The 13,646-nt window shown below is 58.4% G+C and carries 12 protein-coding genes and 1 pseudogene; 1 reads left to right on the top strand and 12 read right to left on the bottom strand.

What is annotated here, in order from left to right:
* Positions 1-9: 9 nt before the first annotated feature.
* From AC1MDT_RS04120 to AC1MDT_RS04100, 5 genes are all read right to left on the bottom strand, one after another.
* On the bottom strand, positions 10-1,125 hold the full coding sequence (locus AC1MDT_RS04120) for an HlyD family secretion protein (protein ID WP_480420819.1): 1,116 nt from the start codon (positions 1,123-1,125) through the stop codon (positions 10-12).
* Between the two features lie 6 nt (positions 1,126-1,131).
* Positions 1,132-1,968 carry a hypothetical protein gene (locus AC1MDT_RS04115; RefSeq protein ID WP_480420818.1) on the bottom strand — a complete coding sequence of 279 codons (837 nt, stop codon included), beginning with the start codon at positions 1,966-1,968 and terminating at the stop codon, positions 1,132-1,134.
* 1 nt (position 1,969) lies between these two features.
* On the bottom strand, positions 1,970-3,298 hold the full coding sequence (locus tag AC1MDT_RS04110) for a glycosyltransferase family 2 protein (protein ID WP_480420817.1): 1,329 nt from the start codon (positions 3,296-3,298) through the stop codon (positions 1,970-1,972).
* A 6-nt stretch (positions 3,299-3,304) separates the two neighbouring features.
* Positions 3,305-4,693 carry a TackOD1 domain-containing metal-binding protein gene (locus AC1MDT_RS04105; RefSeq protein ID WP_480420816.1) on the bottom strand — a complete coding sequence of 463 codons (1,389 nt, stop codon included), beginning with the start codon at positions 4,691-4,693 and terminating at the stop codon, positions 3,305-3,307.
* Between the two features lie 436 nt (positions 4,694-5,129).
* Positions 5,130-6,035, bottom strand: coding sequence for a LysR family transcriptional regulator (locus AC1MDT_RS04100; RefSeq protein ID WP_480420815.1), 906 nt, complete (start codon positions 6,033-6,035; stop codon positions 5,130-5,132).
* Positions 6,036-6,168: 133 nt separating this feature from the next.
* Here AC1MDT_RS04100 and AC1MDT_RS04095 point away from each other — a divergent pair, with 133 nt between their 5' ends.
* Positions 6,169-7,590, top strand: a complete 1,422-nt coding sequence (locus AC1MDT_RS04095; RefSeq protein ID WP_480420814.1) for an MFS transporter — start codon at positions 6,169-6,171, stop codon at positions 7,588-7,590.
* A gap of 56 nt (positions 7,591-7,646) precedes the next feature.
* On the opposite strand, the pseudogene AC1MDT_RS04090 reads toward AC1MDT_RS04095, so the two are convergent.
* The 7 genes and pseudogenes from AC1MDT_RS04090 to AC1MDT_RS04060 form a co-directional block, all read right to left on the bottom strand.
* Positions 7,647-7,751: pseudogene (locus AC1MDT_RS04090) on the bottom strand (cupin domain-containing protein); the annotation flags it as partial.
* A gap of 13 nt (positions 7,752-7,764) precedes the next feature.
* Positions 7,765-9,024, bottom strand: a complete 1,260-nt coding sequence (locus AC1MDT_RS04085; RefSeq protein ID WP_480420813.1) for an EAL domain-containing protein — start codon at positions 9,022-9,024, stop codon at positions 7,765-7,767.
* 17 nt (positions 9,025-9,041) lie between these two features.
* On the bottom strand, positions 9,042-10,109 hold the full coding sequence (locus AC1MDT_RS04080) for a protein-glutamate methylesterase/protein-glutamine glutaminase (protein ID WP_480420812.1): 1,068 nt from the start codon (positions 10,107-10,109) through the stop codon (positions 9,042-9,044).
* Complete coding sequence (locus AC1MDT_RS04075; protein ID WP_480420811.1) at positions 10,106-10,603, bottom strand: chemotaxis protein CheD; 498 nt, start codon at positions 10,601-10,603, stop codon at positions 10,106-10,108. Before AC1MDT_RS04075 ends, AC1MDT_RS04080 begins: the two co-directional genes overlap by 4 nt.
* Positions 10,600-11,436, bottom strand: a complete 837-nt coding sequence (locus AC1MDT_RS04070; RefSeq protein WP_480420810.1) for a CheR family methyltransferase — start codon at positions 11,434-11,436, stop codon at positions 10,600-10,602. Before AC1MDT_RS04070 ends, AC1MDT_RS04075 begins: the two co-directional genes overlap by 4 nt.
* Positions 11,437-11,452: 16 nt before the next feature.
* The gene (locus AC1MDT_RS04065) at positions 11,453-11,977 is read right to left on the bottom strand and encodes a chemotaxis protein CheW (protein ID WP_480420809.1); all 525 of its coding nucleotides are present in this window, start codon (positions 11,975-11,977) and stop codon (positions 11,453-11,455) included.
* A 12-nt stretch (positions 11,978-11,989) separates the two neighbouring features.
* Positions 11,990-13,618: a methyl-accepting chemotaxis protein gene (locus AC1MDT_RS04060; protein WP_480420808.1), complete on the bottom strand. Its 1,629-nt coding sequence runs from the start codon at positions 13,616-13,618 to the stop codon at positions 11,990-11,992.
* Positions 13,619-13,646: the final 28 nt, after the last annotated feature.

The raw sequence follows: 13,646 nt of genomic DNA, 5'->3' as shown, positions 1-13,646 counted from the left end.
CCTCATGATTTATCGACTCTCCGCTGCGGTGGCGGTGTTTCGATCCATTGCGATAACGTTGCCCAATTGTTGAATGAGCTCACGACCGTCACTGAACATTTGCTGCCAGTCAGTGGGAAAGCGAACACTCAATGGCAATTGATCGATTCTCCAGCGCTGCGTCAGGGGTTGGTCAAACTGGGCAGCGACCTGCAGGCCCATCTCGCTGGCAGCGAACGGCCCTCGCAACACCGTCGGCGTGCGACCGGCGCTGTCCACTGCCTGAACGACATGCGCCGCCAGCCACTCGCCACTGGGCATGCGAACGCGCAACGGTTGGCCAACCGAGGCATAGCTGATGTTCAGTGGTTCCAGATAAATCCACAGCAGGGGCTCTTCCACCCGTTCGAGACGCATCAACAATGTACCGGCGCCGACGTTTTCGCCGGGCGTCACCAATACCTCCGCAATCCGCCCGCTCTGCGCCGCCTTGACCGACAACGCGTCGAGGCGCGTTTTCAACCACTGCTGCTCGGCGTGCTGTTGAACATTATCTCGCTCAACGCTCAAGGGTGCCTGGTGAGCCTGTTGCTCGCGTTGCTCGAACGCCATCAAGTCCGCTTGAAAGGCGTCGCGTTCGGATTCCGCTGCCAGCACTTCACCCGGAGAGACGGCGCCTCGTGACACCAGGTCCTGAAGCGTCCTCACGCGCTCCCCCGCCCTGCCCACCCGGGTCTTGAGCAATTGACGCTCCTTGCCACTCAATACGGCATTGGTGGTGGGCATCTTGCTCGCCGGCTGCACTGCGAGTTGCGCAAGCCGGGCACGCCATTCCGGATTGTCGAGATTGACCAACGGCTGATCGGTCCGCACCTGGTCACCGGCCTTGACAAAAAGCTGCTCGACCCGACCGGCATCCCGCGCCCGCACTTCAAGAATCGGCAAGCGCAGCTGCGCCGGTGCGTCGATCATCAACATGCCGTAAACCAGCTTGCCACCCAGCCATATCAACGGGCTCGCGACCAGCAGCAGGATCAAGTACCAACGCACGCGAAACGCCATGCGCTTGCCCGGAGCGTAGAGCACACTCAGACCTTGCTCCTGAGTCGGATTGAGTTCTTTGCGACTATCGAAACGAATCTTCATCACGGCTCACCGTTTTGGGAAGTCCCGCCAGGCTTGCCAGTCGATGCCGGCAATCCCTTGTGGTTGCAGTTGTTCACGCCAGGCACTGTTCTGGCGTTGCAACTGTTCAGTCGTCGCGCCGGCCCAGGATTCAGTCGCATCCAATTGCGGCTCGGCGCTTTGCGCCAGGCGAAATTGCAGATCGGGCCAACGTTTGGCGATCTGCTCGGCCATTCGTGCGCTGTTTTTCGGGTTGCGGGTGTAAATCATCAGACTGACCTGGCGCACACCCGCGTCGGGAAGCGCACAGGGCACACAGGTTTGCCCGGGTTTGGCCTCGGCGAACCAGCGATGATGGCTGGAAATTTCTACTGGCCACGGGCTCTCCCGGGAGGCCATACGCAAAGTGTCGAGCCAGTTCTGCAAGTTCTGATCCGGGACGGGTACGCCCAACTGCTCGACCTCCAGGTCCAGGTGCAGGCTGACGAAGGGAAGGCCTTTGAGCTTTGCCAAAAGATGGGTGAGCTGATCGCGTTCTTGCGGCTCGATCCAGGCCGAATCGCCGAGCAACAGGCTCACTTGCAGTCCCTGACCGGCCGCTTCCTGCAGCAATTGCCCAAGCTGTTGACGCGTCGTGACCAGGTCACTTAACTGGGTGGCCTTGAGGCCAAGGTAAATTTTTTCCATCCCGGCTTTACGCAGCGCCTCAAGTTCCCCGGCCCGCTGGCCGGGATCGAGCAACGCTTCGCTATCCCAGACATAACTGGCCTGGGACCATTTGCTCGATTGCGCCGCCGCCAAAGGTTGCGCGATCAGCATTGCAGCGGGTATCGCCAGCGACAGGGCCAGCAGTATCGAGCGCATATCAAAACCTCGTGGCGCGTTTGAGCACCCACCAGGGCGCCATCGAGCTTTCTTCATGGCCCCGACGAAATATTTCATTGAGCATGGCCACTGCGCTCCAACACCGCAGCACCAGCATGAACAGCGGGAAGAAAGGCACCAATAATCCCAGGATCATGTCTTGCCGAGGTCGGTCTGACACCATCATCAACATGGCGCCGAACATCACCATGGTGATGATCAGGTACAGCATGTAAATCAGGACAAACAGGAACAGCAACGTGGTGCCCGGCAGAATAAACAGCGCCAGCAAGGTGTAACTGAAGATGATGAAGGGCAGTACCAACTGAAAAAAGAAGCCAGTGACCAGGATCATCAGAAAGGTTGGCCAGCCCAGTAAATCGGGGTTGATGTTGCGGTTGTGCTTTCTGACGTACAGAAAAAACAGATCGCCATCCCACCGCAGGCGTTGCATCAGAAACTGACTAAGCGTCGACGGTGCATCGGTATGCCCGATCGCTTCCGGTTCGAAAGGAATCTTCAAGTCGTGGCGTTTGAAGTAACTTTTGATGCGTAACGTCAGGTCCAGGTCTTCCGCGGTGTGAGTGTTCCAGCCACCGATTTTCACCAGGAAACTACGGCGAAATGCCCCAAATGCCCCCGAGACGTTATTGACCAGGTTCCATTCGGCCAGCCCGATTTTCGACATATGGATCGACAACAGGTATTCCAGCGCCTGCATCGCGGTCACCCAGGAGGACCAGACATTGCGCACCCGCAGGCTACCGGCGACCGCCGGCACCGAGGGGTCCTCGAAATTCCGCACGATGGCGCTGACCATATTGTTGTCGAAGGAGGTATCACCATCGAGTGCCATCACGATTTCACCCGTGGCAAGCGACAGGCCGGCATTCAACGACGATACCCGCCCGCCCCGCTGCCATTTGGCGATCGGGCGCAAATGACGCCTGGGGTACAACTGCGGATCCACGTTAAAACTGCGAACGGCGCTGAGCGTCGGCTGGTTTATCGTGGCCCCGTCCACTACCGGGATCATCTCGATGTGCCCCGGGTATGTCTGTTCGCACAGGCTTAACAGCGTGGTCTGTACATCCATCCCTTCGCTGTAACAGGTGATGATGCAAGAGACTCTGGGCCGATAGAGACTAATCGTTGGCACCGCGGTGCGACGGCGTGCAAACCAGCGCAACACTCCCAGCATCACGATGATCAGCATGGGTAATTCAAAGATTATAAACGACGGAAAAAGTATATAAAACAACCGGCTCAGACCATCCGGCCCGGCAAATCCGCCGATGGCGTTGTAGAGTTGTTCCATTAAAGGGTTCATGGCGTTTCACACCAATTCACTGGCGAGACGGGCCAGTAGTAATTCACCATTTTCCTGATCGCGAAGATCGTCGGGCGCAGTGATGCAGACAACCTGCAGGGAAACATCGCTCACCTCTGGTGCGGAAAACAACTCGGCGACCCGGCCCAAACGTTGTTTGACGCATTCCAGTCCCTTGCTATCGGTATGGGGAAGCATGATCCAGAAGAACTCTTCCGTACTTCGAGAGCAGCGGTCTGTTTCCCTGACGGTCTCCTTCATGCGATCGGTCAGGCTATCGATGAAGGCATGGCCGCGGTGTTCACCGAGACGAGCCAGTGTATTGGCCAGGTTGACGAACCGTAGCCCGATCAGTGAGAAGGCTGGCAACGGATAGCGCCGTACCAGCTGGATCTGCCAGGTCAGGAGGTCATAAAAATCCTTGCCACCCAATAGACTCAGTCGGCCGAAGTGCTGGACCGATCGTTCACCAAACTCCTGGCGACACCGAAAACGTCCTGCCTCGGCCAGGCGGAAGTCCCTGACTTCGCGTACTCGCAACTTGTCGGGCGTGTGGGACAAGCCGCAATCCAGGCAGCGTGCCTGCACTTCGGCATCGACAAAAAACGCCTGACAGGACCGACAGCGATAGTTCTCCATTGGACGGTCGTAATCAGTCCCGATATGGCGCAACCGGTTCAAACAGTTGGGGCACAGCAACACGCCGTCTTTGAGAAACGATTCCTGCGGCCCCACATGACCGCAGGTAAAGCAGTGCAGCGACGGCTGCCGGGAAATGTCCAGGGCCTGACATTCGGCACACACATCGACGTAATTGAGCCGGCCCGAACCGCAGTTTGAACAGAGGCGAACGCGATCAACCAGCACCCCCTCCTCCAGCCAGTCCTGTTGCACCATCAAACCAAGCCAGACAAACGGATTGATTTGCTCGTTATCCGCCAGGGCGTCAAGCAACGGATAACGATAATGCTGAGGCACCTCTGGGTCTCGCAGGGCATAGATGTGGGCGTTGTCGCGTAACCACAACCAGGTGAGCACCCGGCTTTCAAAACGCTCAGGGGCGGCCGCCTGATTGAACAGCTTGAAGCGTTCTTGCCAGATACCCCAGAGGGTTTTTATTTCACTGGCATCAATAGGACAGGCGCCGTCACCCAAGGCCTCACACCAGCCATTCTGATCACGGCAGCAATAGATAAGGGTGTACCGATACGCGGGAATCGAGCGCAATTTTTGAAGCACTCGCCCCGCGTAAGCCGCTGGCATGTCAAGCAGCACTACATCCGACGCGGCGGCGGCTAACAAGCTGCCGAGATCGGCAAAGTATTCAAGCTCCGGAAGATTCAAGGATGGAACTTTATTACCGAGTATCGCAATCCGGGGACTTGAAGCTGGCATGAGTCTCACCCCTATAGACAGACTGTGTATTTACAAGAATAAGAACCCTAGCACTACGACGGGAAATTGCATGCCTTATTTTGATGTAATTTTTTTATACGACGAACGCAACATATCGATTGGATTAATGCTATATCCGAATACATTTCCGCAGCGCCAATCAATCAGTTATTTTCCTTGTAATTCATATTCATACACAACTAAACGCATTAACTACAGCACTTAGAATACTGGCCATTTAATTGCTTTACGCCATACACGATTACTTGCAGCAAAAAAACACAAAATCCACCAATACCTTGTGAAACCCAAGAAGTTCAAACTTTTTTATACCGAAATCACTTATTGCTAATCCGGATCACACACAAACATGCGCTCCAGTATCACCCAAACTTTACACTTACTGAATAAATATACATAGAGGCCTTTTACAACTTTAAAACCGAGCGTTCTTCTCAGAACAGACATCACGCAGACAACCGCGCAACCATTGATGGGCGGGATCTGCATCCAGCCTCGGGTGCCACAGCATCGCTACCGTGAACATAGGCAAGGAAAACGGCAGCGCAAAACTGTGCATTCCTGTTCGCAGGTTCTCAGTGTGGCGCTCCGGTACGCTGGCGATCAGGTCGGTAGCCCGGGCGAGCGCAAGCGCTGTTGAAAAGCCGGCAACTATGGTCACGATGCCCCGCGTCAACTCAATCGCTTGGAGTGCTTCATCGACAGGCCCCTTGTCCAGCCCCCGCCGAGAGACGCTGATGTGGCTGCCTGCCGCATAACGGGCGGGCGTGATCTCGCCCACGCTCAGCGGGTGGCCGCTTCGCACTACGCCGATGAAGCGGTCGCGGAACAATCCCTGCGTGCGCAATTCCGGGCCAGCGGCCTTCCCCACGACACCCGTTTCCAGGTCGACCGTCCCGTCACGAAGTGCGGTGCTGTCCTTGTCAGGCTTATGCATGAAGCGCAACCGCACACCCGGTGCTTGCTCGTTGATTCGAGCAATGAGCGCCGCGCCGAAATTCTCGACAAAGCCTTCGCTGGTGCGCAGCGTAAAGGTGCGCGCCAATTGTTTGAGGTCGGGTTGTTCAGCGGGGCGAAGCACAGCCTCGGCGTCCTGCACCAACTGGCTGACCCGCTCGCGAAGTTCGAGCGCTCGGGGCGTCGGCACAAGGCCTCGCCCGGCTCTGACCAGCAGCGGATCCCCCGTCGTCTCACGCAACCGCGCGAGTGCCCGGCTCATCGCCGAAGGACTCAGCTGCAAGCGTTTGGCGGCACGGGCCACGCTGCCTTCGGCGAGCAGCACATCAAGGGTGACCAGCAAGTTGAAATCGGGAACGGACATCGTGCACCCACAGCATTTTGATAGGGCGTTTGACGCACGTATACAGTGCAAATGGTGCGTCTTCCGCCATGTTAGGCCCCGGCGTAGATTTCTGATAGCTCCGCTTCGGGAGTTGCCAGAAAAGAGGGACACGATGAAACCAACGATTGCTCGAGCAGGCAGCGCACCAGCGACACCTACGGTTCGATGGGCACTGGCCAGCCTTGCGTTATCGATGTTGCTGCCCTCACTCGGCACCAGCATCGCCAATGTGGGTTTGCCGACCTTGACCCTGGTCTTTCGCGCCTCCTTCCAGGACGTGCAGTGGATTGTGCTGGCCTACCTGCTCGCCATTACTACGCTGATCGTCAGTGTCGGTCGGCTCGGCGACCTGACGGGTCGTCGTCGGCTCCTGTTAACCGGGATCGGCGTATTTACGCTGGCTTCAGCACTGTGCGGTTTCGCGCCCACCCTCGCACTATTGATTGCGGCCCGGGCGCTGCAAGGGCTCGGCGCGGCAATCATGATGTCGCTCACCCTGGCGTTTGTCGGCGAGACGGTGACGAAGGCGAAAACCGGCAGCGCCATGGGTTTGCTGGGGACGATGTCGGCGATTGGCACCGCGATGGGGCCATCGCTCGGCGGCATGCTGATCGGCGGATTCGGCTGGCGGATGATCTTTTTGATCACCGTACCTCTGGGTCTGCTGACGTGGGTGCTCGCGCGTCGCTATTTGCCCGCAGATAACCAAAAGCCCAAGACCGATCGTGCCGGCTTCGACGGGCTGGGCACGCTGTTGCTGGCGTTGACGCTTGCGGCGTATGCCCTGGCCATGACTGTCGGGCGCGGCAGTTTCGGGGCATTGAACGTGACGCTGCTGGGTGCGGCGTCTCTGGGTGTCGGCCTTTTCATTTTCACCGAAGCACGCGTCGCCTCACCGCTGATTCGCTTGGCGATGTTCCGCGATCCTGTGTTGAGCGCGAGCCTGGCCATGAGCACACTTGTCGCGACGGTGATCATGGCGACGCTGGTGGTCGGGCCGTTCTATCTTTCCCATGGGCTTGGACTCGATGCGGTGCAGGTGGGGATTGTCTTGTCAGTCGGGCCGTTTGTCGCGGCGCTGACCGGTGTGCCCGCAGGTCGTATTGCCGACCGAGTGGGCGCCCGGCACATGACACTCGTCGGGCTCCTCGCCATGGCGGTCGGCTGCCTGGCGTTAGCGGCGCTGCCGGAAACATTCGGCGTCGGCGGCTACGTCGCGCCGATGGTCGTCGTCACCCTCGGCTATGCCCTGTTCCAGACCGCCAACAACACAGTGGTGATGACGAATGTTCAGCCGGAGCAGCGAGGTGTCGTCTCTGGCCTGCTCAACCTGTCACGCAATCTGGGGCTCATCACCGGCGCCTCCGCGATGGGCGCGGTGTTCGCCTTCGCCTCGGCGACGACCGATATCACCACGGCGCGGCCGGAAGCCGTGGCCAGTGGAATGCACATGACCTTTGCGGTGGCCCTGACGCTGGTGTTGATTTGCATTGCCTGCGTCACCTGTAGGCGTACCGCACCTCGAAGTGATTGAAGCGAACCGCGGACTATGACGTTTACAGCAGGCGCCAGAAGCTTGGGGTATTGGCGCTTCGCAACATGCGCGGTGCCGACCGGGATGTACAAGGAGTCGCCAGCATTGAGCGTCACTGCTGGCTGTCCTTCGAGCTGATACTCAAACGTGCCACTGATCAGCTCATTTTACGTCTCAAACGCTGCCGAATATGCGTCGCAACAAGCCTTCAGGTTTCAACAGCTTCTGTATCCGCTGTTGATTGGCGCTCCACCAAAGCAGCAAGGCTTCGCCAGGCATTGGCTTGGCAATGAAGTAGCCCTGTACTTCATCACACCCCAGCTCACGAAGCAGTGCCCAGTCCTTATGGGTTTCCACGCCTTCGGCGACGACCTTGAGGTTTAACCGCCGGGCAATGTCCAGCGCACTTTCCAGCAGAATGCGCAGATGCACGTTCTCGCTCGCGCCATTGACGAAGGCACGGTCCACCTTCAACTCGGAGCAGGGAACCCGCGACAACTGCAACATGCAGGAAAAGCCAGTGCCGTAATCGTCCACCGACAGACCGAAGCCTTTGAGACGTAAACGGGCCAGCGTCCCTTGGGTGATCGCCAGATCCGTCATCAGCGCGCTTTCGGTGATTTCCAGCATCAAATAGTGGGGCGCGATACCACTGGCCGCCACACGCTCAATGATGGCGTCCGCCAGTTTGCTGTCGGCCAGCGAGCGCGCCGACAGGTTGATCGATACACCAATCGTCAACCCCTCGGCGTGCCATTGCTGGCATTGGCGCAACGACAAGTCGAGCATCAGCATCGTGATGGCCGACATGTTGTCGGTGCGCTCGACAAGGTCGAGAAAGTGCCCGGGCTGCAGCAAACCATGCGTGGGATGTTGCCAGCGGACCAAGGCTTCCACACCGCTCAGGCGGCCATCCCGTAACGAAACCTTGGGTTGGAAATAGGCGCAAAACTGCTGTTCGCGCAAAGCCACCATGACCTCTTGCTCGGTCAATTCCGGCCCCCTTTCAGCCAGGGTCTGAAAGGCATCGCGTTGTTGCACGGCGGCGAAACGACCGAGGCTTGAAGCCAGCTGGTTGAGTGTCAGCGGTTTTTGCAACACCCCCAGTAGCTTGACGCCCAGGTTCTTGCCCATGCTTTCCACCACCGTCAGCAATACGCTTTCCCGCGCACTGGCGACAATCACGGCCGGATCCATGCCATGCCGGACCAACTCGTGCAGCACCTGTACCCCGTCCATGCCCGGCATTTCCAGGTCAAGGATCACCACCTCGATCTGCGGTATATCCTGCAATATGGCAATGGCTTGGTGGCCCTCTTCCGCCTGGTAAATGTCTGTAGCGCCCAGGCGCAGACACAGATCCACGGCGAACTCGCGCTGTACCCGACTGTCGTCAACCACCAGGATGTGCTTTGGACTAATGCTCGACTGCATACCTGAATCCCCTTATCTCACCGCCAACCCATCAATAGCGCGGGAATGGCATCAAGCAATACGATCTGCTCGACCCCTCCCTGCTTGATGGCTTCTTTGGGCATTCCGAACACCACGCAACTGTCCTCGTCCTGCGCATACGTACGGGCTTTCGCCTCGAACATCTCTTTCAAACCGCGAGCCCCATCGTCGCCCATGCCCGTCATGATCACGCCCAGCACGTTGCTGCCGGCTTGCTGCGCCGCAGAGCGAAACAGGACATCCACCGATGGCCGGTGCCGGCTGACCAACGGGCCGTCCCTGACTTCTACGTAATATTGCGCGCCGCTGCGCTTGATCAGCATGTGCCGCCCACCCGGCGCAATCAGCGCCAGGCCTGGCAACAACCGGTCACCGTCCTTCGCTTCACGCACTTCAATGGCACACAGGGTGTTCAAGCGCTCGGCGAAACTGCGGGTAAAGCGCTCTGGCATGTGCTGGACAATGGCGATACCCGGACAGGTGACACCTAATTCCCGCAGAACGAACTCCAGCGCCTGGGTGCCCCCGGTCGATGTTCCGAGCACCGCAATTTTTTGCGTAGTGCGCAGGCTCGAAAGCGTGGTGGGTGTCGGCAGCAAGGCATCGGCCGTCAGCTTGACGGGCGGGCGGTTGTCGCTGTCAGTCACAGGCCTGCATCGACGGGGACGAGCCTGTGCCGCCGTGCGGATGGCCGTCACCAACTCATTGGCACTTCGCTGAAGGAAATCGCGCAGGCCCATGGTCGGTTTGGCCATGACTTCGACTGCACCGGCGGCCAGTGCCTGGAGCGTCACGTCGGCGCCCTTCTCGGTCAGTGTCGAGCAAATCACCACCGGCGTCGGGCGGGTCAGCATGATCTGCCGCAAGAACGTGATGCCGTCCATGCGCGGCATCTCTACGTCCAGCAAAATCACGTCCGGCCAGTTGCCCTGCATTTTTTGCATGGCAATCAGCGGATCCATCGCCGTGCCGATGACTTCAATATCTTTATGGCCGGACAACAGCTCTTGCATCACCTGACGCATGACAGCAGAGTCATCGACGATCATTACCTTGATGGTCATACCGCCTTCCTCCCCCACTGTGCAGGCAATGCCAACGGGGAACCATGGCGCACCCAGACGTCGCCATTGGAAAGGTCAAATCTGAGGTAGCGATGACCTTGCCCGCCGAGGTCGTAACTGACCACCCGGACCCCTTCGGCTCGCAGGCACTCCTCGGCGAAACGAATGTTGCGCTTGCCCACGCCGTGATGCCCGTTGGTCCCGACCAGGGCCTGGGCCCCGCCGAACACTTTGGCTTCGCAGTCGCGGATATCCAGACCGTTTGCCCACGCCTGGCTTTTCAACCACAGAACCGCTTCCTCGCCATAGCGACCATCCAGGCTCTGCAAGGCGTCGCGTAGTCGGGTTGGCAACATGAAATGGCACAACCCGCCAAGCTTCTGCTGTGAATGCCAGAGCGTAATCGTGACACACGAACCCAGCACGGTTTCGAGCTGACAGTCGCCGCCGCCGAAGAACCAGCCACCGGGCTTGATGAACAATTTTTCGTTCATGCGCACACCTTGCGATAGACCGAGGGCGTGATCAGTTCCAATGGCAAACCGGTGTCATACAAGGATTCGGAATGACCGACCATCAGCCACCCACCCGGTTTCAAGCGCTCCATCACGTTGCGCAGCACCAGCAACTTGGTCGGCGGGTCGAAATAAATCAGGACATTGCGCAGCATAATCACGTCAAATAAACCCAGGGCATTCTCCGACTGTGTGAGATTACCGGGGACGAAGTCGACGCGTGCACGCAACGCCGATTCGACCATGAAATACCCCGCGTACCGCCCATTGCCTCGCAGGCAATAGCGTTTGAGATAGTGAGCCGGAATGCGCTCGCCGCGACTCATCGGGTACAACCCGCGCCGAGCATTGACCAGCACCTGACGGCTGATATCGGAGGCGGTGACCGACCAGGGTTTGGGCGAGCGAAAACTGTCCAGAATCATCGCCAGGGTATAGGCCTCCTCCCCCGTCGAACTGGCGGCGCTCCAGACCCGTAACTCGGGGCTGGCGTGCAGGCTGGGAATCACTTTGTTTTGCAGCAGCTCGAAATGCTTGGGCTCACGGAAGAAATAGGTTTCATGGGTGGTGATCAAGTCGATTGCCGTTTCCCGCTCCTCCCGCCCCGACTTCGACACCAACAGGTTGTAGTAGGCGCGGTAACTGTCCAGCCCCAACGCAGCCAGTCGCTTCGCCAGCCGACCACACAGCAACGGCTTTTTCACGCTGGTCAGCTGGAGCCCGATGTGCTCAAGAAAATACTGCTGGAACAGGCTGAATTCCTGATCGCTGATGCTCGAACTCAAACCTGTGGCCGCGTTTTCGACTGCCATGCGTGTTTTCCTGTTTTTAAATCGAGGCCTGACCGACCAATTCGCATATTTCGTCTACCGACAAAACCTGACGGATATCGAGCACGATCACGAACTGTTCGTTCTGGCTGAGGATGCCGGCAATAAAATCCGAGCGAATGCGCGCGCCAAAGGCCGGTCGCGTTTCCACCTGGCTGGCTTCGACGGCCAGCACCTCATTGACCGCATCGACGATGATGCCCAGCATCTGGGCATCGCCGTCCTGTACGACCTCGACAATCACGATGCAGGTACGCCGACCGATCGCCGTGCGCTCCCGACCGAAACGAACCGACAGGTCAACCACCGGCACCACCGCTCCGCGCAGGTTGATCACTCCACGCAGGAAGGCCGGCATCATCGGAATTTCGGTCAGGCCACCGAACTCGATAATTTCGCGAATGTGTTCGATCGGCAGGGCATACAGCTCTTCGCGCAGTGTTAGTGTCAGAAATTGCTGAATCAGCAGCGTTTCTTGCGCAGCGCCAGTGCGGCTCTGACTTTGCAGGGTTAACGATGACATGGCGACAGCCTCTTAGAATCGAGTGAACGCTGCTTCATCGACGACCTCTTCCTGCGAGGGACGTCGCATCGGAATAACCTCTGCCCGCTGTGGCCTGCGTGTTGGGGCCAAGTTTTTCTTGGCGTTTTTGATGTGTTCGTCGCCGATGCGGAAGAACTGGATCATCTCCTGCAACTGCACCGCCTGAGTGCTCATTTCTTCGGAGGTGGACGACAGCTCTTCAGAGGCCGACGCGTTAACCTGAGTGGTTTGCGCCAACTGGCCGACCGCCAGATTGATTTGTTCGAGCCCGGTATTTTGTTCGCGAGAAGCAGAAGTGATCTCCTGTACCAGGTCGGCGGTTTTGCGGATCGATGGCACCATCTGATCCAGCAATTGGCCTGCCCGCTCGGCCAGGGTGACGCTGTCCGCGGCGACCCCACCGATCTCCTGAGCGGCCACTTGACTGCGCTCAGCCAGTTTGCGCACTTCCGCCGCTACGACCGCAAACCCCTTGCCATGGTCACCGGCACGCGCCGCTTCAATGGCCGCGTTGAGCGCGAGCAGGTTGGTCTGGTAGGCGATGTCATCGATGATGCTGATCTTCTGCGCAATCTGGCGCATCGCATGAACCATCTGACCGACCGCTTCGCCCCCCTCTACCGCGTCCTTGGCCGATTGGCTGGCCATGCTGTCGGTGACCTTGGCGTTCTCGGTGTTCTGGGCCACGGTGGCGGAGATTTCCTCGACCGACGCACTGGTTTCCTCGACGTTGGCAGCTTGCTCGGAAGCGTTCTGGCTCAGTGCTTCGGACGACGCGGCGACCTGCTCCGAGGCGGACGCCAGTGAGTCGGCTGTCATGCGCACATCGCCCATGATCCCGCGCAGACGTAGGACCATCAGTTGCAGACTGTAGAGCATGCTGGACTTGTCACCGTCGCGCAGTTGCACGTCGACTGTCAGGTCACCGCCCGCGACGCGTTGCAGCGCGTCCATGGCGACGGCAGGCTCCCCACCGACCTGACGAACAATCATGCGGGTAATCAACAGCCCCAGCGCAAGCGCCAGCAGGAAGCCACCGATCATCAACCCAATCATGAAGTTGTTGATGCCCGCAACGATCTGATCGGCTTCCTTGTTGACCACTTCAGCCGTAGTGCTGTTGACCTCAACCAAACCGGAGACGGTTTTCAGCACCGCGTCGAACGCCGGCTTGGTTTCACTGCGCAGACGTTTAGTCGCGTCAGCCAACTGATCGGCTAGCAGCAAGTCATTCACGGCTTTTGCCGAGGCCACGTAGACCGGCATTTGTTGGTCGTATTGTTCAATCAGGCGTTTTTCCGCATCGACCAGCAACGTCTGCCGATACGCCGTAAACAGTTCGTCAATCTTGCGCAGCGACGTGACATTCTCGGCTTGCTGAAGGGTCGTGTAGGCCGGATCGTTCATGGCCACGGAGACATAGGCCCGACGGTTGTGTTGAATCAGTTCGATCTCAAGCTTGTTCAGATCGCGAATCGGCACCAGTCGATCGGCGTACATGCTGGTCATCAGATCGTTGACCTTGCCGATGTTGATAACGGCAGCCGACCCAATGATCAGCGACACCAGGGCAACCACCAGGAACGTGGAGATCAGCTTTACACCCAACTTCAGATTCATGAACCACTGCATATGCTCTCTCCGCCGA

It is taken from the genome of Pseudomonas sp. ASL7 (assembly GCF_056680375.1).
The sequence above is the reverse complement of the archived record's forward strand: the minus strand, read 5'-3'. Positions and strand labels throughout refer to the sequence as shown.

What these genes read in the sequence shown, in the direction of transcription:
- AC1MDT_RS04120 (WP_480420819.1), bottom strand. Translation starts at nt 1,125, where the DNA reads ATGAAGATTCGTTTCGATAGTCGCAAAGAACTCAATCCGACTCAGGAG.
- AC1MDT_RS04115 (WP_480420818.1), bottom strand. Translation starts at nt 1,968, where the DNA reads ATGCGCTCGATACTGCTGGCCCTGTCGCTGGCGATACCCGCTGCAATG.
- AC1MDT_RS04110 (WP_480420817.1), bottom strand. Translation starts at nt 3,298, where the DNA reads ATGAACCCTTTAATGGAACAACTCTACAACGCCATCGGCGGATTTGCC.
- AC1MDT_RS04105 (WP_480420816.1), bottom strand. Translation starts at nt 4,693, where the DNA reads ATGCCAGCTTCAAGTCCCCGGATTGCGATACTCGGTAATAAAGTTCCA.
- AC1MDT_RS04100 (WP_480420815.1), bottom strand. Translation starts at nt 6,035, where the DNA reads ATGTCCGTTCCCGATTTCAACTTGCTGGTCACCCTTGATGTGCTGCTC.
- AC1MDT_RS04095 (WP_480420814.1), top strand. Translation starts at nt 6,169, where the DNA reads ATGAAACCAACGATTGCTCGAGCAGGCAGCGCACCAGCGACACCTACG.
- AC1MDT_RS04085 (WP_480420813.1), bottom strand. Translation starts at nt 9,024, where the DNA reads ATGCAGTCGAGCATTAGTCCAAAGCACATCCTGGTGGTTGACGACAGT.
- AC1MDT_RS04080 (WP_480420812.1), bottom strand. Translation starts at nt 10,109, where the DNA reads ATGACCATCAAGGTAATGATCGTCGATGACTCTGCTGTCATGCGTCAG.
- AC1MDT_RS04075 (WP_480420811.1), bottom strand. Translation starts at nt 10,603, where the DNA reads ATGAACGAAAAATTGTTCATCAAGCCCGGTGGCTGGTTCTTCGGCGGC.
- AC1MDT_RS04070 (WP_480420810.1), bottom strand. Translation starts at nt 11,436, where the DNA reads ATGGCAGTCGAAAACGCGGCCACAGGTTTGAGTTCGAGCATCAGCGAT.
- AC1MDT_RS04065 (WP_480420809.1), bottom strand. Translation starts at nt 11,977, where the DNA reads ATGTCATCGTTAACCCTGCAAAGTCAGAGCCGCACTGGCGCTGCGCAA.
- AC1MDT_RS04060 (WP_480420808.1), bottom strand. Translation starts at nt 13,618, where the DNA reads ATGAATCTGAAGTTGGGTGTAAAGCTGATCTCCACGTTCCTGGTGGTT.